This window comes from Paenibacillus sp. OAE614, from assembly GCF_040546645.1.
GTDB classification, from domain to species: Bacteria; Bacillota; Bacilli; order Paenibacillales; family Paenibacillaceae; genus Paenibacillus_AQ; species Paenibacillus_AQ favisporus.
This window is the reverse complement of the sequence record NZ_JBEPOD010000001.1, coordinates 109,865-130,000: the sequence shown is the minus strand read 5'-3', so window position 1 is coordinate 130,000 and position 20,136 is coordinate 109,865. Positions and strand designations below refer to the sequence as shown.

Below are 20,136 nucleotides of genomic sequence, written 5' to 3'. Positions count from 1 at the left end.
ACGCGCTGAGCGAGCGTTTCCGTACTCTGGGTTAGTTCTTCATACAGTTTATGAATGGCCGTGTTAAGTCCCCGTACCTGCTCCCATACGGCTTTCTCCGGGAGAACCTTCTGCTCGATCAGCTCGATCTTGGCCCAATGCTTCAGCGAATTCAGCACACTGTGGTAAGCATCCGTGTAAAAGCCTTCCTGCATATAACGTTTGGCTTCCACGTACATCCATAGAAAATGGGAAAATTCATACAGCATCTTCCGGTCCCTCAACGGCTGCCTGAATTCAATGAAATCTTGGCGAAGCTGCGCCAGCCGGGCATACGGATCGTGAACGATCTCTCCCTCCATGAAACATTTAACCAGGTCCCCCTTCTCGCCGGCCACCAGCCAACGCCGAAGCGAGCCCAAACTGACATGCAGCACTTGGCAGCGCAGTTCCCCTGCCATCGTATGTTCTACGGATAACGGTTTATCTTCTTGTTCGCGAACGATTAGTATAATAAGATCAAAGTCATGCAGCAGCGATCCATCAAATTTATGACCCTCTTGGCGAAAAATAATAGTTCCCATGGCATCGACATAAACCGACTCTCCATAAAAAAAGGACAAATTGGACAAATTCACGTCTCCCTCCATGCATTCCTTGGCGAAAATGAGCCAATTCAGTTATAATATACTTCTACATGTCCATGTCAGTTCCTTCTTTTTGTAAATACAACAAATTTGATGATAGGAGCTAAAGATTCATGATTTTCAATCAAGCGAAAATTAACGCTTTTCGTCTTTGGGGCCTGCTGCTGACGATGCTGGGTATGGGTCTGATGGTTCTGGGGACGGCCGGTATCGTATTTTGGGGACATGCCGGTAAGGTGTTCGCAGCCATCGGTCTTGTGATTGGCCTGATTTCCATGATGGGCAGCCTCGGAATATATTTCTGGGCCGGCATGCTGTCGACCAGCGCGCTGCAGCTCGAATGTCCGGAATGTCACAAATTGACCAAAATGCTCGGAAAAACCGACCGCTGCATGTTCTGCCGCACGATCCTGACGCTGGATCCCAACCAGGCGAATATTACTCCCGAAGAGCTGCAAGCCGCTCAGCAAGGCCAGGGAGCCCAAGCAACGCCGCATCATCATTAAATACAAAAAACCGGTACGACCTGATCACAGGCTGTACCGGTTTTTTATTACATAAAGTATAAGTGCTGATCCAATAAGGTAATTACTGTTGTATTCCTTTTAACACCTTCCAGGCATCCTCCGTCCCGAAGCTTCGCGTCCATGCCGCAACGCCGCCCAATTTGAGCGACTTGGCCAAGTCCACTCTCGCCTGCAGGGATACCGCGTCCTCAATCCATATTTTTTTCAGGACTCCGTCTTCCTTATACTCCACATAATGCTGCTTCACGTCTTCCAGGTATTTCGGCTTCAGCTTCTTTTCGGCCAAAATATCTTTGACGGTCTTCATGCCGACCGCTTTGGAGGACACTTCGACCTTTCCATTCTTGCTCGCTTCCGACCAGATCCGCGTATACAGCGGCACGGCCAGTATCAGCTTCTGCGGCGGAACGTCGTCCTCATCCAGGATCTTTCGCGCAGCCGCTTCCGCCCAAGGGAGGGAAGAAACCGAGCCAGCTTCCGGACTTGATGCCCAATGCTCATCGTAAGCCATCAGCATAATAAAATCCGCGGCTTCGCTCAGTGCACTGCGGTCCAGAAATTTGGACCACAGCTCGCTGCTCGATTTCGGCGTGACGTCAACCGACAAGATCAGTCCTCGATCCTGTGCCAGCGGCTTCAATTCACGTACAAACTGCGTAATATTGGGGCCGTCTTTCGTTTTTACATTTTCAAAATCGATGTTAATCCCGTCCAGATGATACATCTGCGCCAGCTCCAGCAGCTGGCTGATCGTATTCAGCCGCGTTTCATAGGTGGCCATCGCGCTCGTAGTTATGTCCGCATCGAAGCTGTTATTGATCAGCCCCCATACCTCCATCTTGCGGGCGTGGGCTTTATTCACATAGGCAATATCCGCATTGCTGCGCACGTTGCCCTTACCGTCGATAATGCTGAACCAGGTCGGGCTGACGACGTTGACACCGTCCAGTCCGTCCAATACGGCCGGATCGGGTTTGTTCTGATAGACTGCTTCCCACGCCAGGTTGACGGGTTTGCCTTTCCAGCTGCGCTCCGCCCGGGTTGGCGGGATAGGCGGAATTTCGATCGTCTTTTTGTCCCCAAGTGAGACTTCATCCTTGCGGACATACCCGCTGTAGCCGTTATCCATCTGGGCGAAATACCAGGATCCCTCCGAATCCCAAATCCGCAGAGCGGTACCACCCTTCATGTCAGCCAGAATCGGCGAGTGGATGGAATCCCCCTTTCGGAGCTTCACCTTATCGTCAGGCTGGCCTTTGACCTCCCCCATCTGTATGGTATCCCCGGCTTTCATCAAAATGACGGCACCCGTAGCGGCATCCTCATGGATGTTAACCCCGTACAGTTCCTTAAGCGGCTGAATCGGCATGTACGGCACGCCGTCCTTTTCCTCCGGAGCAAACCGGAGCTCAACCGGCTTGTTGTTCAGCTGCGCCTTTTTCTGTCCTGTCTGCAGCCGCATGACCCGCACTGGCGTCGTCAAAATGATGGACTGGGTCCCTGATTCATATCGAATCGTCGGATCCACCACCTTCTGCAGTACCGGCAGCGGAAGCATCAGCTGTTCACCGGCTCCTTCGGCTGGTTCTGCCTGAAGCTTCCCTTCCACGAAAATAGGCTTGTCCATGCCGCGCCAATCCGGTTTTTCATGCAAAGGATTCGGTAGAATTTCGGTCACCGTCAGATAGGCCCCGGCAATGATCAGGCACAAGCCCAGGAATATCGTAAAGCGCCTCCCCGCTGAGGGGCGGCGTCTGCGTCTTCTTCTGTTCACTCGCTAATCCTCCGTCATTTTATTCAAATTATGCCTTCCGGTATGTTCTGGTTGATCGGAAAGTTCTGCCTGAAAAACAAAAACGTGAAGAATCCTTTGCAGGAGTCCGCACGTTTCAAAAATCATTGTTCTTTGCAAGAACTGCATATCCCATAAAGCTCCATCCTCAAGTCCTTGACCTTGAATCCAGTGCTCTGTTCCGCTGTATGCTCCACATCCTTCAGAGAAGGATACATGAAATCTTCAATTTTGCCGCATTTCTCGCAGATCACGTGGAAGTGATCCGACACGTTGGCATCAAAGCGGCTCGAATTATCTCCATAGGTCAGCTCATGGACCATTCCCGCTTCCATAAACATCTTCAAATTGTTATATACGGTCGCGACGCTCATGCTCGGAAACTTGGGCTCGAGTGCGCGGTATATCTCATCCGCCGTCGGATGGTTCATGGACTCCATCAAATAGGCCAAAATCGCATGACGTTGGGGCGTAATCCGAACACCTGTTGCCTTCAGTTGTTCTAGTGCATGTTGGACTCGCGTAGACATGATTCCCACCGCCTTTAATGTTTTAACATAGTCGTTAATAACTTTATTGTACGTTTATCTTTTGAGCTTTGTCAACGGACCCCGCCCCACAGAAGCGGTTAAAGCTTCCATGTTCATCCTTTTCTAATATTTATTCACATTCAGTTCACTGTTGCCTTCGACATGGATCGTATAGTCACCGGTACCGATCTCGCCGGTAATGCTCTTCTTGTCCACGGCAAACTCGGGGAACATATTATGAATATCGCCATAGCTGATCGTTCCGTCAATGGCGTAGTTGCCTTCCCCAGGCAGATCAAGGATAAGCTCCCCGACAGCGCTGTAGATGTCCCAGTTTCCGCCGACGGAGTTCGATCTTGCCGTAATATCGCCGTTGAGCGACTCTGCCGTCAAATCCGATTTGATGTCATCCACATAAATGTTGCCGTTCTTGGTGCTTACATTGATTTTTCCCTGGGCCCGAATGACCGACAGATTCCCGACCTGGGATGTCAGCGCAACAGAATCGGAAACATCGATCGCCTCCATATTCCCCCGGTTGGTCGTGAGATCAACCGAGCCGGTAACGTTCGCGGCCTGAACGGCCCCGTTCAGCGTTTTTCCTTTAACCTGCCCAAGAATATGGTTCAGCTTAAGTTCGCCATTTGCACTTTCCAGCGTAATTTGCTCAATGGCCTCTACATTATTCAAAGTAATGCCGCCGTTCATCGTCCGGATGGAAAAATTAAAGCGACGGTCTTCCGGCAGCGTAATGGTCAGGTTCATCCGCGGCTGCCTTTTGCCAGATTGCCCGTAAGCCTTGCCTTTGGTTTGGATCGTAACGGTGCTTCCGTCGCTGACGTCGACCGTGGATTCCTGCCCGATCACATCCGCTTCCGGCCCCGTAATCTGATCCACCCACATCTCGGTATCCACCCGAATGTCGTCCACAGGTCCCCGCTGCAGCAAAATATCGCCATTAATATTGTCGACATTCACCGCTTGGGTCTCGAAGGCGACAGGAATCGAAATCGGGTCCTTATCAAACCGCTTACCCTTAGCCTCACTGTAGTCCACACCAGCCGCCGTCAAATTCAAACTGACCTTATTCCACAAATGCAGGTAGTGGTCTTGTTCGGTGACGACAAAAACGGAAGCCGACAGCAGTACGGCCACCAGCACTCCGCGGATATCCAGCCGGAAACGCCCCCAGCCGGGTGTTCGCGATTTCCGCATAAACCAGTACAGCACAATATATTCGGCACCCCACAGGACGGCCAGCAGCGGCCACCATTTTAGCAGGAGCAGCATGCTTTCGGTCCCTTGAACCGCATCCGTCAACAGCAGTGCACCGGTCACAACCAGCAGCAGCACAGCAGTAAAACGCCCCACCCGCAATTTGGGTTTTCGGTTCACGTTGTCGATCACCTCTTTCCACGCTGCAGCACGGCCATAAATCAGGCTATGGCGCAGCGGTTCATCTTCCACGTCTTTGGTTTAAAAACAGGAGCGTCTCCCGAAGCCCGAAAAACAAACCAAGGACGATCAAAACGACCGCAGCCGCGGTTTGTCCGTACTGTTCAATAAACATGCCAAGCCATTTGGGCTTCTGATAAAAGGCGATCATCAGCAGCCCGCCGGCAACCAGATATACGCCGAAAGCGATGCTGCGTTCCAATGCAAAGGGATGCGCCCGTTCCGTCTCCTCTTCATCCGGCAGCTCAAGCCCAGCCCTTCTCCGGTAATAAATCACATAATCCGCAGCTTGAAGCACATCATAAACGCTATAAAAATAAGCGACAGGAAATAAAAGTCCGAGCAAAATAAGCAATGGTACGTTGATCTGGATGCCGATGGAGGAAAAATAGAGCAGCGCCGACACATCCAGCATCAGCGCGAATATAAGAGAAACCCCTTTACGGTACAATCCCAGATAAATATGGCCGAGTCCCGGACAAATCGCTGCAAGAAGCCCTGCGGTAAATTTGCGCTTGCGGGAATACAGCCGGCGCTTGCGGACTCCCCGCTCCGCCTTGGAATGAATGCGTAACCGGCGTTTACCTTTCTGCGGTTCGTCCGCTGAATTTGTTGAGTGACGTCCGGCAGAATGCATGCTTGCAGCTCCTTTCTTTAAATGGTTTGGCCGAGTCCTTTTTCCTGATAGTACCCTATTCTGTCCCCTAATTAACAGGTCAATATCTGGATTATCCGGCCTGTCAAAGCAAAAACCCCCGGTCACCCGGGAGCTTTCGGCGTTTTTGTCAGTCTAGGGACACCAGTGTAACTCCTTCCAGCTTCCGGATTTGCGAAGCCAGCTGCAGCGGATCAAAAGACTGCTTGATCAGGACGTGCATCGAGATCTCAAGCGTGGTGGAGGGAGGCTCCAGCTCAAAGGGCGCGGCTGCACTCCGTTCATTGATAATCAATTTTTTCACGGCGATGCCTTCCGCCTGCACTAATTCCGAGATCGATTCAAGCAGCCCCGGAACCGAAACGGCGTGGAATGTGAACAGGTGGAGCTTGCTCCCTTTGATATAACGCTGCTCCAGCTTATTAAATACCACGAGCGTCAGTAATATAAGCAGCGTGGCAGAGACGGACGCGAAATAAAACCCGGCGCCGACAGACAAGCCGACCGCAGCGACGACCCATACGGAAGCCGCCGTCGTTAAACCGGTAATGGATTTACCGGTAAACAGAATCGTTCCGGCTCCCAGGAATCCGATCCCCGTAATGACGGCCGATGCCAAACGGGCAGGGTCGATCCGGATGTTCACCTCGTGAACGAATTCGGAGAAGCCGTAAATAGACAGCATAATAATTAACGCCGATCCCATGCACACTAAAATATGAGTTCGGAGTCCAGCCGCGTGGTTGGACCGCTCCCGCTCCAGACCGACCAATCCGCCGAGCAGCATAGACAGCAGCAAACGCAGCAAAATATGCACATTATCGATATACCATGGATCCTGCAAGGGTCAACCTCTCCCATTCTGCTGAGGTATTTATTGTGACGAATCGGACGCTCTATGAAAGGTCGTCAGTTCCACGCCCGGGGCTACCTCGTACCGGTCAAAAGGAACAAAGCCGTACTTGGTGTACAGCGACACAGCCGGCGTGTTTTTGGTTCCCGTGGACACGATGAATAAGGGAACATCCGGATGAAGATCCAGCACGTGCTGAATCAGGCTGCCCGCAATCCCCTTGCGGAAATGATCGGGATGAACCATCATCCGGCTGATCGTAATCGTATCCGGTGCTTCCTGCTCCGTTGCTACCGCTCCGATAAGTTCTCCATCCTCATTTAAGCATCCGTAAAAATCCTCTTTACACTTGCGTATCGTTTCATGGGTGTCCATCAGCGGCGGAATATCGCGGAACCCGATCCGCTCCGCCTCCAGCCGGTAAGCCATATGCTGCAGACGCCAGATCTGATCGACCATGTCCTCGTCATCCAGAAACAGTCTGTTTATCATATTCGGAACCACCTCGAGCGCATGCGCGAAAATGAAAATGAATGCTAAATCAAAGGGGCTTGTCACACGGACAAGCCCCAAGGGAAGCTCAAGCTTTTATTGGCTCAATATTTCGGCCAGCAGCTTGTTGACAAGCGCAGGGTTGGCTTTGCCCTTGCTCTCCTTCATGACCTGGCCGACCAGGAAGCCGATCGCTTTCTGCTTGCCCGCCTTAAAGTCCTCAACGGATTGCGGATTTGCCGCGACAACCTGCTCGACGATCGTTTTGATCGCACCTTCGTCGCTGATCTGCACAAGTCCTTTTTCCTCGACGATCTGCTGTGGCAGCTTGCCGGATTCGAGCATTTCCTTGAATACCGTTTTGGCGATTTTGCTGCTGATCGTGCCCTTCTCGATCAATCCGATCATTTCACCGAGACCGCGGCCGGTAATTTTGAGGGCTGGCAGCTCCAGGCCGGTACTGTTCAAGTATCCGAGGAGGTCACCCATAATCCAGTTGGAAACCGCTTTGGCATCCTTTGTATAGTTCAGGCTGTCCTCGAAAAAGTCCGCCAGCGGCTTCGAAGATGTAATGACGCCCGCATCATAGCTCGGGAGACCGTATTCGGAAGTATAGCGCGCCTGCCGGGCATCCGGAAGCTCGGGAATCGTTGCGCGGATGCGCTCCTTCCAAGCTTCATCGATATGAAGTCTGACGAGGTCGGGATCCGGGAAATAGCGGTAGTCATGCGCTTCTTCCTTGCTGCGCATCGACAGCGTCTTGCCGGCGGCCTCGTCCCAGCGGCGTGTCTCCTGCACAACTTTGCCGCCGTCGTCCAAAATTTCCGCCTGGCGGTACTCCTCGTACTCCAGGCCCCGCTGAACGCCGCGGAAGGAGTTCATGTTCTTCAGCTCGGCGCGGGTGCCGAATTCCTTTTGCCCCACCGGACGGATACTGATATTCGCGTCGCAGCGCATGGAGCCTTCCTCCATCTTCACGTCGGAAACTTCGCAGTACTGCATGATCGCGCGGAGCTTCTCCAGGTAGGCCCTCGCCTCTTCCGGCGACGAAATGTCAGGTTCGGACACGATTTCGACAAGCGGCGTTCCGACGCGGTTAAAGTCGACCAGTGACGCAAATCCTCCGTCGACGTGCGTCAGCTTGCCAGCATCTTCTTCCAGGTGCAGGCGGGTAATGCCGATCCGTTTGGTCCGGCCGTCGACTTCGATGTCGATCCAGCCGTTCTCGCCGATCGGCTGGTCGTACTGGGAAATCTGATAAGCCTTGGGCGAATCGGGATAGAAGTAGTTTTTACGGTCGAATTTGCTCACATCGGCGATCGTACAGTTCAGCGCCATGGCTGCTTTCATCGCGTAGTCGACAGCCTGACGGTTCAGAACAGGCAGTACGCCGGGATGTCCGAGGCAAATCGGGCACGTATGCGTGTTGGGCGGCGCGCCGAATTCGGTGGAGCAGCCGCAGAAAATTTTCGACTTGGTATGCAGTTCGACATGGACTTCCAGTCCAATGACAGTTTCGTATTTGGTTGATGACATATTGTTCTTGCTCCCTCCTGGTCCCGCCTGAGATTACAGCTTCGGCTGCAGCTTATGATGTTCGGTGTTCTGCTCGTACGCGTGGGCGACGCGCAGTACCGTCGATTCGTCAAAGGCTTTGCCGATGATCTGCAGGCCGACCGGCAGCCCGTCCGCCAGTCCGCAAGGAACGCTGATCGCGGGGACGCCGGCGAGGCTGACCGGAATGGTCAAAATATCGTTCAGATACATCGTCAGCGGATCGTCCACCTGGGACCCCAGCTTGAACGCCGTCGTCGGTGCGGTTGGCCCGATAATAATGTCGTAGTTCTCAAAGACGTTGTCGAAGTCCTGCTTAATAAGCGTACGGGCTTTTTGAGCCTTCAAGTAATAGGCGTCATAGTAACCCGAGCTCAGCGCGTAGGTGCCGAGCATAATCCGGCGCTTGACTTCCGGACCGAAGCCTTTGCTTCTCGATTCGTGGTACAAATCGATCAGGCTGCCCGCATGGTCGGCACGGGTGCCGTAGCGGACGCCGTCGAAACGCGCGAGGTTGGAAGACGCCTCCGACGAGGCGAGAAGATAATACGTTGCAACCGCGTATTCGGTATGCGGCAGGGACACTTCCTCCCACACGGCTCCGAGATCTTCCAGCACCTTCAAGGCGGCCAGAATTTTCTCTTTCACGGCCGGGTCGACCCCTTCGCCCATATACTCCTTCGGCACCGCGATGCGCAGGCCGCGGACATCTCCGGTCAATGCGCTCAGATAGTCCGGAATATCGACATTTGCTGATGTCGAATCCATATGGTCATGGCCGGCAATGGCTTGGAGGACGTAAGCGGAGTCCTCCACGTTCTTGGTCAGCGGGCCGATCTGGTCCAGCGAGGACGCGAAAGCCACGAGCCCGAAGCGGGAAACAAGGCCGTAAGTCGGCTTCAATCCGACTACGCCGCAGTAGGACGCAGGCTGGCGGATCGATCCTCCGGTGTCCGATCCGAGCGTAAAGTAAGCTTCGCCAGCGGCCACCGCCGCGGCCGAGCCGCCGCTGGAGCCGCCAGGCACGCGGTCCAGGTTCCACGGATTGCGGACCGGCCGGAAGCTGGAGTTTTCGTTCGAGCCGCCCATGGCGAACTCGTCCATATTCAGCTTGCCCAACGTAACCGCATCCGCCTCACGCAGCTTGCGCGTCACGGTTGCGTCATAGACCGGGTTGAAATTCGCCAGGAACTGGCTGGCACAAGTCGTGCGCAAGCCTTCCGTCACGATATTGTCCTTAATTCCGGCAGGCAGGCCGAAGAGCAGGCCTCGCGGCTGACCGGACGCCAGTTTGTCGTCGAGCCGGCGGGCTGTGTTCCGTGCCTCCTCCTCATTCAACGTCAAAAAAGCCCCGATGCGTTCGTCCCGCTCGGCGATGACCTGAAATGACTGGTCAACAAGCTCCTGCACGGACAGCTCCTTGGCATGCAGCTTGTTATGTAATTCTTGCAATGTATGGTTAAACAGGCTCAAATGAATGCTCCTCCCTTCAATGATTAGCCGCTAATCCAAGACAGCCGGCACTTTAAATTGTCCGTCTTCCTCTTCAGGCGCGTTGGCCATAACTTTCTCGATCGGCAGACTGTCTTTCGCTTCATCCTCGCGCATCACATTGCTGAGATGCAGCACATGCGTCGTCGGCTCCACACCGTCGGTATCGAGTTCATTCAATTTCTCGGCATATTGTAAAATGGCGTTCAGCTGCTCGGTCAGCATCTGCTCTTCTTCGGGTGTGAAATTGAGCCGGGCCAGCTTGGCCACATGCTGAACGTCTTGATTGGTAATACTCATCAGCGGTTCCTCCTTGTTCCTTCTTATCTAAGCATCCCTGCGGCATTCCATCCGGATCCGATTCAGCGAAGCAGCTTGTCCTGAAGCAGCCCGGAATTCGCGGCTCCATAGCCGCAAAAACGCATGGATATGCCCTTGCAGACTGCTGGTGTTTAAAGGATTAAAGCCTCAGGATAACGTTTCTAATTATATTGTAGAACCGGGGAAGATTCAATGCACCCGGTCAAAATGAAACGCACGATATGTTGCCGGCCTGCGCCTTATATCATTCCTTGGCCTAAGCCCCGGCCGATATACCTTTCAATTCAACGTCTATCGACATACATTCTAATTTGAAAGACCGCATGAACCGGAAGTTTTCTTGCGGAATAAGGATGTCGTATCTTCGAAGTTAGAAGCTGAAATAAATGATGGCGACAGCCTTCGGCTCAGCTATATATCTTAAAACGCAAAAAAGAGCCGGCTAATAAGCCGACTCCTCTAAATCCAGGCGCGGAGATTTACCTGTTTGATAAATTCCGCCTGGGAGAGCACTTCAGGCGCAGTCTCTTCTTCCTTCTCATCCTGCTCAAGCTCGCCGTTCATAATCTGATGAAACAGCTTCTCGTTATATGTCGCAAGGGCGTAATCGATCAGCGCTTCCCGCGTGGTCATCTCAACTTCATGCTGTATGAGCAACTCTTCTGGCTCAACATCACTCGATGGCACGAAAAAGTTACGATTAATCTTCGGTACCCGAATTACGTAATCAAAAGCATTATCCGGGTTCCGGTCATAGGCAATCAGATAACCGTATTCCCCAATAGGAAGGTTCTGCTCAAAGGCGTCCGCGACGATTACAATTTTCTCCCCTAATTGCAGCATCGTCTACCTCCTAGATGTATGTCTTTCATTTGTCTGTATAGTCTACTAGAAAAACATAGACATGTAAAGCTGAAGAAAAAATATATATGGAGAAAAATAAAGTGAGATGAACATGAAATCTCCCAAAAATAAAAGAACGCAAACCGGGATCGGGCCACAGCTTGCGTGCTTCGCGAAAGTAACAAGGTTCATCAAATTAATCACATTGTATCAATCTTGTAACCGGTTGTCCAGACAAATTTGCTCAGAAATTGTCGGAAATGCTGACTCCCTATCGAATCTCTCCTTAACGGACATAGGGATTGTTCGCCCGCTCATAACCAATCGAGGTTTTAGGGCCATGGCCGGGATACACCTTCACGTCGTCCGGGAACGTGAACAGCGTATTTTGGATGGAGTCAAGCAGGTCCCTTTCTCTTCCTCCGTACAAATCGGTTCGTCCAACACCAAGCTTGAACAGGACGTCGCCGGAAAAGAGATCGTTTCCGCAGAGGAAGCTGACGCTTCCGGGCGAATGTCCAGGCGTATGGTAGACGGTAAACGTGCGGCCGATCAGCTGCAGCTGCTGGCCATCATCCAGGCTGTATTCCGCGGGATCGGTCGTCAGCGGCGGAGTTACCTGCGGCCAGTTCTGCGAACCGTTCATCTTCGGGTTCACCAGCCAATCGCTTTCCAGGTCATGAAGATATACCGGCGCCTTGGTCAGCTTGCGTACTTCATCGACGCCGCCCATATGGTCGAAATGGGCATGGGTCAGCAGAATGGCTTCGATCTCGAGACCCTCAATGTGCCGGATCAGCGGAGCGGGATTCATGCCGGGATCAATGATAATGGCGCGGCCGGGATCGTCGCCGGTCAGGACATAACAATTGGTTTCCAGCGGCCCGAGGCTAAAGGATCGGATGTTCAGCATGGCCTCAGATCAAAATCCGGAAATCAGTTCACGCAGCTCTTTGATGATCGAGGCGTGAAAGCCCGTTCCTTCCCCGTAAGCGTCGACGATCTGTTTGCGGGTAACCGCCAGGTTGTCCTGATAGTCGGCAGCTTCCCGGTCCGGATTGTTCTGTTTGAATTCGACCATGAACTTTTGAACGTGAGCCGGACGCGGCCCCCAGGTGCCCAAGACGTATCCGCCTGTATCCGCAAAAATGACCACAGGCACACTCCGGCCGCCCATCGTCAAATACTGGTCCATCAAATCAAAATTCTCTTCCAGAATAAACACCTCGACCGGAATTTCCGCCGCTTCCAGCGCCCGGAATACGACCGGAACGTTGCGAACAACGTCACCACACCAATCGGCAGCCAGGATCAGCACGCGGAGGTCGTCGCGAAACTTCAGGCTTTCAAAAAACTCCTTGTCGCCTTCATCGCTCCACGTAAACTGCTCGTAACCGTTCTTGAAAGCCTCCTGGTTTTTCTGCATGCCGCTCACGAACTGTTCGGGGGAAATCCCGCGATTCAAATAATCTGCCACATTTTTAGCCATTAGTGAACGCCTCTCTTCCTTCTGTTATTGATCCATTTAATCAGAAAATACACGATCAGCAGCGCCAGCGCAATGAGCAGAATCGGCGTTATGTATGGAGCCGCCTTCTCATCGATATTTTTCCACTGGTCTCCGAGCAGGTAACCAAGATATACAAACAATGCGGACCAAGGAATGACAGCCAGGGTGGTCAGCAGCGTAAACCGTCCGAGATTCATCCGGGAGATACCTGCAGGGATGGAAATGGCATGCCTTGCTACCGGGATGAACCGGGCCGTGAAAATGACGCCTGTCCCGTATTTGTTGAACCATTCCTCCGCGTAATCGATATGTTTTTTATGAATGAAAATATATTTCCCGTACTTCTCCAGCACCGGGCGTCCTCCGTAGCGGCCGATCCAATAGATGAACAGCTGCGCGATCACGCCGCCGACCGTTCCAAAAACAACCGCGCCGATATAGTTGATATGGCCCGACGACACCAGAAACCCTCCGTACGCCAGCACGATCTCGCTGGGAATAACCTCGATCATCAGACCCAGCATAATTCCGAAATAGCCCAGACTTTGAATCCAGTCAAATAACTGATTAATGATATCCGATATAAAATGCACGCTGGCCCCCACTTCCCCAATGTACTCTTCTACTTCAAAGCTATTCTAGCACAGGGATGGACATGACTTCTACTTGGTGCCCAATCTGCTCCCGCCGGTGTCTTCACGTAAAAAAGCAGCATATGGTGTGGATAAAGGAGTGAGTCAGATGCCCCAGATCCCGCAAAACAAAAAGGCCGCTCTGCCAACGGCACGCGGCATCCGCAGGAAATGCAGCAACGAGCTCTACCGGGCGATCAAGCGAATGAAGGTGCATATTCCGGCAGATCTGGTCAAACAGGGGGAAGCGATGTACTACCGCAAGGTGGTAGGCAACCTCCTATGGATTCATGAAAACCGGAGCAACCGCAAGGTGCAGTGCGACTGGTGGGACAAAGAAGTCTGTCCGGAGCTCGCCGAACTGTGGCAGCTGGATCCGGGCAGGCTCAGCAGCGCGTTCCGTGACGCTTACGGCGGGTAACGCTTGGTCCACCCATCTAACAGCCATCGGGCAACGCGCACCATCGGGGCAGCCGGGCTTCATTACGGCTGTCCCCCATTTCAGCGCCGCAAGGAAAAACACCTACGCACACTAGGAGAAGGGAAAGCAGTGACCACAAACCAGGAAGCGGCCGAACCGTTTGCATCCGGCTCCCCGCATACTGTCATTCCACCGTCCATCGAGCCCTCACACCGGACAATGCCGCAAGCTGCCTGCCCCATTCCCTGGCCTCGAACGTTAGGGCAAACTCCCGGTCATTACGAATGACCCGGAGCCGGGTGTCCTCCGCAGCGCGGGCATAATCGTGGTACAGCCCGAAGCCAAAGCGGGCGATGCGCCGGGCCTCCGTTTCATGCCCGGCGGTATACTCGGCCCGCGCGAGCTGCAGCAGGCACTCCAAGCTGCGCGTCCGCTCCCCTGCATTGTATTTATCCTGGCGGAGCGCAGCGCCGGTCCAATAAATAGCCTCTCCCGCATCGCCCCGCCGGCCGGCATTGTCGGCCAGAGCCCACAGCAGCCCGGGATGATGCGGCGTATAGGCGAGGCTGCGGCGGAGGATGGCCTCGGCTGCAGGGGGCGGGACAAGCCCGGCCAAATCCAGGGCGGCCGAATAGTCCGCCGGATTCCACCGCAGCGATGAGGCAAGGCGGGCCGCTGCCGCCTGGCTGTCGCGGCTTCTCAGCGCCTGCATATGCTCGGCGTGGCCCATATAGCCGCGGTACGCCAGGCAGGAGCTCCCTACAGCGATGACAATCCAGAGGGACAGTAGCGCGGGGACGTGCCTGCGGATGCGCTCCGGCGGTGAAGCTAGAACGCCGCCGGTCTTCTTCCCCACGGAGGAAGGCTCCGACGCAGCCTGGGCAGCAAGCAGGAAAAACAGCAGCCACACCATCCCGTAGCTCCAATCGATATCGACTGCGCCGTGCAGGAGGAACGCGATGTAGGAAGGCAGCAGGCGGCGGCGCCTTCTGAAGATCAGCAGTCCGGCGGCGGCCAGCATGGCGGTCAGCAGGACGAATCCGACGAGCCCTGTGTTCAGCAGCACATCCACGTACCCGCTGTGCATTTGGCTCCCGACATAGGGAGACGATTGAACTGCGCGGTAGGACAAGCGCCACGTATCGCCCCCTTGGCCCAGCCAGGGGGCCTCTTTCACCAGCGCCCAGGCGTCTTGGACCATCGCCTGGCGGGCGGACATCGTGCCGAACTTGTGCACGATGCGCTCCCGCACGGTGCCGAAGACCACGGCGGCACCGACGGCCAGCAGCATGCCGCCTGCCGCCGTGCCCAGGCGGCGGCGCCCCGCGCCTGCGGCTTCGCCGCTCAGGCGCAGGAGCCATCGGCCGGCAAGCATGCTGCCGGCCCACAGCCCGGCCAGCGTGAGCAGGCCGGGCCACGGCTCCGCCGCCAGCTTGGCCGCGGCCAGCTGGCGGTACAGCAGCGCCGCGCCGGCCAGGGGCGCGGCGGCGAGCACGAGCGGCGCGGCCATGCGCCGCCGCTCCATCAGCAGGCCGGCGGCGCATGCCGCGCCGGCCGCCAGCCAGGCGCCGCGCGACTCGCTAAGGAGGAGCGCGGCGGCGTACGGCAGCAGCGGCAGGCTGCCGAGGAGCACGCGGCCGGGCGGTGCTGCCGGCTGCCGCTGCAGCAGCGGGCCGAGCGCGAACAGCCGCTCGAGCAGAAACAACGCCATCACGGCGCCGAACGTGTTGGGATACTGCAGCATGCCTGCCAGCCGCGCGCCGGTGGCGCTGACCTCGGGATCCGCCGTATAGGCGATCGCATAAGGCAGCGGGAACCACCCGTACACCGACAGCAGCGCCGTCATAGCAAGAAGACCTCCGGTCATGTGCCACACCGCCGTAAGCACAAGCCTTCCCCTTTTGTCCGAACCCTGCACCCAGGCCAACACCATGAACGACCCATACAGCGCCCAGCGCAGCGCCTGATTCCCGTCCCCGAGCACGGATACGGAACCGATCGCCCCGTGAACGGCATAGAGAAGCATCATCAGAAACGGGCTGCACAGCACCCAACCCACAAGCGGCGGCGCTTCGGCCACTCGGTTCAGCAGTTGCCGTTCGGCTGTCTGGCCCCGGCTAAACCGGTACAGCCCCCATCCGCCCGCCCCGGCGCAAAATAGGCCAAAGCCGAGCCAAACCGGGTATAGATCCGCCGAAAAATACAAGCCGGAACGCCAGACCGCAGCCCCCATCACGGCAAACAGCGCAGCCCCCATTATCCACCGTGCACACTCTTTCATGCTCTACTCCTCACGCTCCCGTATCCTGGTTCTGTTAGCCAGTATTTCCCCAAGCTAACTTGCCGAAACGGGGAGCCCAAAAGCCGAGCCTTCGTCCTGTGCACTGCGATCATGGAAGCTGCGCTTCATAATCGTCTGCCTATTTGAACCGCATTTTTGTTTACGATTGGCGGGTGCCATTCTCTTCCTGCTCCTGCCGGAGTGAGCCTTCGGGCAGCAAATCGGCACATGCCTTCTCCAAGTAAGGAGAAGCGCTGAGCAAATCGCGGAAGGCGGTATACTCCTTCCACAATTGATCCCGGCTGCCGCTGCTGCCTTTGACCGCGCGGATCAAAATGTTCTTGGGCGTATGCTCCAGATCGATGAATTCCAGAAGCTGTGTCTTGTATCCCATCAAGTCCAGCAGTTTGGCCCGAATGGCATCGGTCGCGAGCGCCGAGAAGCGTTCTTTCAGGATGCCGTGCGACAGGAGCGGTGACAGGGCGTCGTTCTTCACCTGGGAGAACAACTCATGCTGGCAGCACGGAACCGACAAGATGACCTGGGCGTTCCAGCGGACCGCCTTCTCGAGCGCGGCATCGGTCGCCGTGTCGCAGGCATGCAGCGTGACGACCATATCGACCTGCTCCAATTCGTCATAATCCGCAATGTCACCGACCAGAAACCGCAAATTTTGATATTCGAGCTTTTTCGCCAGCATACTGCAGTGTTCGATGACATCCGCCTTCAGATCCAATCCGACAACATTCAGCACCCTTCGCTCCTGGACCGCCAAATAGTGATAGAGAGCGAAGGTCAGGTACGATTTGCCGCAGCCAAAATCTACGATGGTGATCGGGCGGCTGTCAGGAAGAGAGGGAAGGATGTCCTCGACCATTTCCAGGAAGCGGTTAATCTGTTTGAACTTATCGTATTTGCGGGCAAGCACCTTGCCCTGCTCGTTCATGATGCCGAGCTCGACCAGGAAGGGTACGGGTTCCCCTTCTTCCAGCACGTACTGCTTCTTGCGGTTATGCGCCAGATCCGCCGTCGTTTTGGTCGGGGACTTGGTCAGGATCGATACTTTATATTTTTTGCTGATCAGAATCTGGTAATCCGCCTCGGGCGTGCAGATCAGCGCCTGCCGGAAGGTCTGCTCGAACAGCTCTATGATCGTCTGCTCGGCCTCTGCGGCCGTCAGATTCTGATGCACCACTTTGTTGGGATGAACATAAGCCAGCTGGTAATGCACTTTTTTCTTTAATTCCACGGGTTTGATCTGGACTTTGGTGAAAAAAATTCCCTCACGTTTGCGAAGCTGGCTTAACGTCGCAGTAATCAAAGTCGACTCCCCGATGATGTCGTGAATCAATTTGCGTAATGCTTCCAAGAGAGTACATCTCGCTTTCAACTTAAGATAAGGCTCGCTTCAGGCATTGATCCTGCGCCGCAGCGTCTCCATGCCTTCCAGCACTTCGCTGCGCGGGAGCCCTCCTTGATTCAGGGCTTCGTCTTCCCGTTCAAGCAGCCTTTCATAGAAGGAAACACCTTCTTCTTCCGTGATTTCCCGCTGATCGAGCAGCCGGAAGAGCACGTTCTCGGCTTCGTCGAACCGGCCTTCCTTCTCCTCGTAGGACAGCAGAATCTTCTCGGTCTTGACCGGAAGACGGTATCCCTTCACTTCGTCCTTCAGCTCCGCCACGCGGTCCTGCAGCTGCAGCATGGAGCGCTGGGCCCCGTTCTGGTCGGCGTATATATAGAGGTGGAGCGATTTCATGAAACGTCTGAGCGCCTCATCCGCTTCTCCCATGTCTTTGTACACGCCGCCTTCCTCCTGCAGGAGCCGGGCTACGGTCTGCAGCTTGTCAGCCTCCACGCCGCCGCCCAGGCGAAACATATCAATAATATCTTCTACGGATAAGGAATTTAGCAGACGGGTATTGAGACGGAAGTTCTTGCTGAGCAGATCGTCGATTTCCCATAGGGCTTCGGCATATTTTTTCTGCTGTTTCAATCCGAACACTTTACCAACCATTTCGACCATATCTTCAACAATCTGTACGAGGTAATCTTTGCGGAACATGGATCATCCTCCGTCCTTCCTTCAGATCAGCTTGTCAGCTTCCCTTTGATTGTAAGGCATTCGGGAGGTCAAAGCCAGTTCTTGCAGGACTCATCAGCAAAAGGGAAGGGCCAGACCGGAGCCGGCATAGGATAGACCCGGGGAAAAGAAAAAGCCGGAAGCCTGGGTCCGGCTTCCGGTTGAGTAATACGGATTATGCGTTTTTCGTTTGCTGCATATATTGAAGGATTACCCGCGCCAGTTCCTTCGGGGCTTCCATCATACTCATGTGGCCCGCCCCTTGGATCACGGCTTGGGTCACGTTCGGCTTATCCACCGTGAACACCCTCTCCGGCGGCGCGACGCTGTCATATTCTCCGGCAACCAGAAGCAGCGGCAGCACCGTCGCCGACATGACGTCCCGCCGGTCCGGGCGCTCCCGCATGGCGAGGGCGGCCCCCGCCGCTCCCTGCGGCGGTGTCAAATAACCAATTTCCTTGGCCCGTTGGATCAGCTCGGGATGAGTCTGGTCTGCATCAGGTGCAAACAGCCCGGGGATCAACCCGTCGATAAATGCGGTAACGCCTTCCGTCTGGATCGTGCTGACTGCCTTCAGGCGCTTCTCCTTGCCTTCCTCGGTATCCGGATAGCCCGTAGAATGGATGAGGCCGAATCCGTTCAGCCGCGATGCGTAACGCTGTGCGAAGGATAGCGTCACATACCCGCCCATCGAGTGGCCGAGCAGCGTCACCTTCGGCAGGTCGAGCTCGTCCAGCAGCTTCAGGACGTCATCCGCCATCTGCTCCAGCGAGTAGGCGCCGAGCGGGGCGTCCGAGTGCCCATGGCCGCGCAGATCGACCGCGATGCACCGGTGGCTGCCCGACAGCAGCGGAACCAAAAGATCCCAGTATTCGGAGCTTCCGCAGAAGCCGTGGAGCAGCACAATCGGCTCACCTTGGCCATGATCGGTGTAACAAAGGGTATGACCGTCACAAATCAATTTTTCCATGATGACATCCTTCTTTCTATATCAGCTTGAATTTCGCCGGTATGATCGTAATAGATTTGCAAAAATGAAGCATATATTAATTATGTATATTATTAAGCCAAAGGCCATAACTTGAAACGGGCCTCTGCCTCCGCCCCGCTGAGTCCGAATCCTTCCGCCGCGGCAGACGCGATCTGGCCGGCCATCGACATGACCTGGTACAGCGAGGTCATCTGCAGCGTCGAATACGGCCGCGGCCCGTTGACATTGACGACGGCCGCCACGCTGTAATGCCCGACGGCCGGCAGCATAAGGCCCACCGATCTGGCGGGGAGCAGCGGCTCGTCCGACAGCAAGTAGCTTCCGACCGAACCCGGATGTCCCAGACAGGCGTCCACCGCTACAACGGTATGGTCCGCCGGTATCTCTGCGATGGCCGATTCCAAATTGTGCGCGTCGCAAGGAGAGGACAGCGTGCCGATGACATTCGGGACGCCGTATAGGACCAGTTCGCTTCCCGTCAGCGGGCCGAGGGCATCCCCGGTGGACCGGTCGGTGCCGATACACACAAAAGTGATTTTATCCAGCGGATGGCGTTCATGAATCTGCCTGAAAAACGCGGTCAGCCCCTGCGCGTTCATCTGCTTGCTGCGTTTGGTCCCGCGGATGTGGTGGGGATCTTGAAATGACATGCCTGGCCTCCTCCCTGCTTCGTTCATTCTTCATTCGATAGAATGATTTTACTGCAAAATGATCCGGTTGGAAAACGGGAGCTTCTGGATGGGACAAAAAAACAGAGTAACGGACGTGAAGACATGCTACAATAGAACACAAGCTTAGGCACAGGAAAGGATGGGCGCTTGACATGGATTTATCCCAAAAGACACCTGAAAATATAGAGTATATGATTGAAGGCATTAAAACGAAGCTGAGAATGGCCAGCGGCGCAGCCATGAATGCATCGGCGTTCTCCGTCGACCGGTACGAGGACATTCAGGACGTCTACGACCTGGTGATGTCCAAGGACAATTTGAGTATTTCCGAGGTGGAAGCGCTGGTCTCAGAGCTGGGACGTCTGCGTAAAGCGTAAGGCTCCCCTTTACATTTCGAAAGCCCCCTGATGT

At 54.9% G+C, this 20,136-nt stretch carries 22 protein-coding genes (1 of these 22 running past the window's edge); 3 read left to right on the top strand and 19 right to left on the bottom strand.

All coding sequences use genetic code 11. The features are described from left to right. On the bottom strand, positions 1-617 hold the 5' portion of the coding sequence (locus ABIE48_RS00640; protein WP_192717526.1) for a nucleotidyltransferase-like protein. 262 nt of this gene lie to the left of the window's left edge; 617 of the gene's 879 nt are visible here — the first part of the coding sequence; it begins with the start codon at positions 615-617; the stop codon falls past the left edge of the window. A 122-nt stretch (positions 618-739) separates the two neighbouring features. Here ABIE48_RS00640 and ABIE48_RS00635 point away from each other — a divergent pair, with 122 nt between their 5' ends. Next, positions 740-1,132 (top strand): DUF2614 family zinc ribbon-containing protein, encoded by a 393-nt coding sequence (locus ABIE48_RS00635; RefSeq protein WP_076176014.1) that lies wholly within the window; start codon positions 740-742, stop codon positions 1,130-1,132. 82 nt (positions 1,133-1,214) lie between these two features. Here the strand turns inward: ABIE48_RS00635 and ABIE48_RS00630 are convergent, their stop codons facing one another. The 13 genes from ABIE48_RS00630 to uptA form a co-directional block, all read right to left on the bottom strand. Then, complete coding sequence (locus ABIE48_RS00630) at positions 1,215-2,927, bottom strand: glycosyl hydrolase family 18 protein (protein WP_354518109.1); 1,713 nt, start codon at positions 2,925-2,927, stop codon at positions 1,215-1,217. 122 nt (positions 2,928-3,049) lie between these two features. Further along, entirely contained in the window at positions 3,050-3,475 is a 426-nt protein-coding gene (gene perR / locus ABIE48_RS00625; protein ID WP_076176019.1) for a peroxide-responsive transcriptional repressor PerR, read from the bottom strand. A 123-nt stretch (positions 3,476-3,598) separates the two neighbouring features. Next, the gene (locus ABIE48_RS00620; protein ID WP_354518106.1) at positions 3,599-4,870 is read right to left on the bottom strand and encodes a DUF4097 family beta strand repeat-containing protein; all 1,272 of its coding nucleotides are present in this window, start codon (positions 4,868-4,870) and stop codon (positions 3,599-3,601) included. 61 nt (positions 4,871-4,931) lie between these two features. Further along, on the bottom strand, positions 4,932-5,567 hold the full coding sequence (locus ABIE48_RS00615; protein WP_192717524.1) for a hypothetical protein: 636 nt from the start codon (positions 5,565-5,567) through the stop codon (positions 4,932-4,934). A gap of 148 nt (positions 5,568-5,715) precedes the next feature. Further along, entirely contained in the window at positions 5,716-6,429 is a 714-nt protein-coding gene (locus ABIE48_RS00610; protein WP_192717523.1) for an MgtC/SapB family protein, read from the bottom strand. 30 nt (positions 6,430-6,459) lie between these two features. After that, entirely contained in the window at positions 6,460-6,930 is a 471-nt protein-coding gene (locus ABIE48_RS00605) for a GNAT family N-acetyltransferase (protein ID WP_192717522.1), read from the bottom strand. A 96-nt stretch (positions 6,931-7,026) separates the two neighbouring features. Continuing rightward, complete coding sequence (gene gatB, locus ABIE48_RS00600) at positions 7,027-8,466, bottom strand: Asp-tRNA(Asn)/Glu-tRNA(Gln) amidotransferase subunit GatB (RefSeq protein WP_076176032.1); 1,440 nt, start codon at positions 8,464-8,466, stop codon at positions 7,027-7,029. A 33-nt stretch (positions 8,467-8,499) separates the two neighbouring features. After that, entirely contained in the window at positions 8,500-9,957 is a 1,458-nt protein-coding gene (gene gatA / locus ABIE48_RS00595; protein ID WP_145029880.1) for an Asp-tRNA(Asn)/Glu-tRNA(Gln) amidotransferase subunit GatA, read from the bottom strand. A gap of 30 nt (positions 9,958-9,987) precedes the next feature. Continuing rightward, positions 9,988-10,275 (bottom strand): Asp-tRNA(Asn)/Glu-tRNA(Gln) amidotransferase subunit GatC, encoded by a 288-nt coding sequence (gene gatC / locus ABIE48_RS00590; RefSeq protein WP_076176038.1) that lies wholly within the window; start codon positions 10,273-10,275, stop codon positions 9,988-9,990. Positions 10,276-10,755: 480 nt separating this feature from the next. Then, positions 10,756-11,139 carry an ATPase gene (locus ABIE48_RS00585; RefSeq protein ID WP_076176040.1) on the bottom strand — a complete coding sequence of 128 codons (384 nt, stop codon included), beginning with the start codon at positions 11,137-11,139 and terminating at the stop codon, positions 10,756-10,758. A 286-nt stretch (positions 11,140-11,425) separates the two neighbouring features. Next, on the bottom strand, positions 11,426-12,052 hold the full coding sequence (locus ABIE48_RS00580; protein ID WP_192717521.1) for an MBL fold metallo-hydrolase: 627 nt from the start codon (positions 12,050-12,052) through the stop codon (positions 11,426-11,428). A gap of 9 nt (positions 12,053-12,061) precedes the next feature. Continuing rightward, the gene (locus ABIE48_RS00575) at positions 12,062-12,628 is read right to left on the bottom strand and encodes a thioredoxin family protein (protein ID WP_145029876.1); all 567 of its coding nucleotides are present in this window, start codon (positions 12,626-12,628) and stop codon (positions 12,062-12,064) included. Beyond that, positions 12,628-13,242 carry an undecaprenyl phosphate transporter UptA gene (gene uptA, locus ABIE48_RS00570; protein ID WP_076176260.1) on the bottom strand — a complete coding sequence of 205 codons (615 nt, stop codon included), beginning with the start codon at positions 13,240-13,242 and terminating at the stop codon, positions 12,628-12,630. Before uptA ends, ABIE48_RS00575 begins: the two co-directional genes overlap by 1 nt. 148 nt (positions 13,243-13,390) lie before the next feature. Here uptA and ABIE48_RS00565 point away from each other — a divergent pair, with 148 nt between their 5' ends. After that, a complete protein-coding gene (locus ABIE48_RS00565) occupies positions 13,391-13,702 on the top strand; it encodes a dehydrogenase (protein ID WP_116234426.1) in 312 nt (103 codons plus the stop codon). Between the two features lie 184 nt (positions 13,703-13,886). Here the strand turns inward: ABIE48_RS00565 and ABIE48_RS00560 are convergent, their stop codons facing one another. From ABIE48_RS00560 to yyaC, 5 genes are all read right to left on the bottom strand, one after another. Then, positions 13,887-15,413 (bottom strand): O-antigen ligase family protein, encoded by a 1,527-nt coding sequence (locus ABIE48_RS00560; protein WP_354520551.1) that lies wholly within the window; start codon positions 15,411-15,413, stop codon positions 13,887-13,889. Positions 15,414-16,143: 730 nt separating this feature from the next. Next, positions 16,144-17,352: a class I SAM-dependent methyltransferase gene (locus tag ABIE48_RS00555; RefSeq protein ID WP_192717519.1), complete on the bottom strand. Its 1,209-nt coding sequence runs from the start codon at positions 17,350-17,352 to the stop codon at positions 16,144-16,146. A gap of 39 nt (positions 17,353-17,391) precedes the next feature. Continuing rightward, positions 17,392-18,045 (bottom strand): DUF6483 family protein, encoded by a 654-nt coding sequence (locus tag ABIE48_RS00550; RefSeq protein ID WP_192717518.1) that lies wholly within the window; start codon positions 18,043-18,045, stop codon positions 17,392-17,394. Positions 18,046-18,238: 193 nt separating this feature from the next. Then, positions 18,239-19,033: an alpha/beta fold hydrolase gene (locus tag ABIE48_RS00545; RefSeq protein ID WP_145029868.1), complete on the bottom strand. Its 795-nt coding sequence runs from the start codon at positions 19,031-19,033 to the stop codon at positions 18,239-18,241. A 92-nt stretch (positions 19,034-19,125) separates the two neighbouring features. Beyond that, positions 19,126-19,704 (bottom strand): spore protease YyaC, encoded by a 579-nt coding sequence (yyaC, locus tag ABIE48_RS00540; RefSeq protein ID WP_145029866.1) that lies wholly within the window; start codon positions 19,702-19,704, stop codon positions 19,126-19,128. A 173-nt stretch (positions 19,705-19,877) separates the two neighbouring features. Between yyaC and ABIE48_RS00535 the strand changes: the two genes are divergently transcribed. Next, the gene (locus tag ABIE48_RS00535; RefSeq protein ID WP_076176065.1) at positions 19,878-20,102 is read left to right on the top strand and encodes a DUF1128 domain-containing protein; all 225 of its coding nucleotides are present in this window, start codon (positions 19,878-19,880) and stop codon (positions 20,100-20,102) included. Positions 20,103-20,136: the final 34 nt, after the last annotated feature.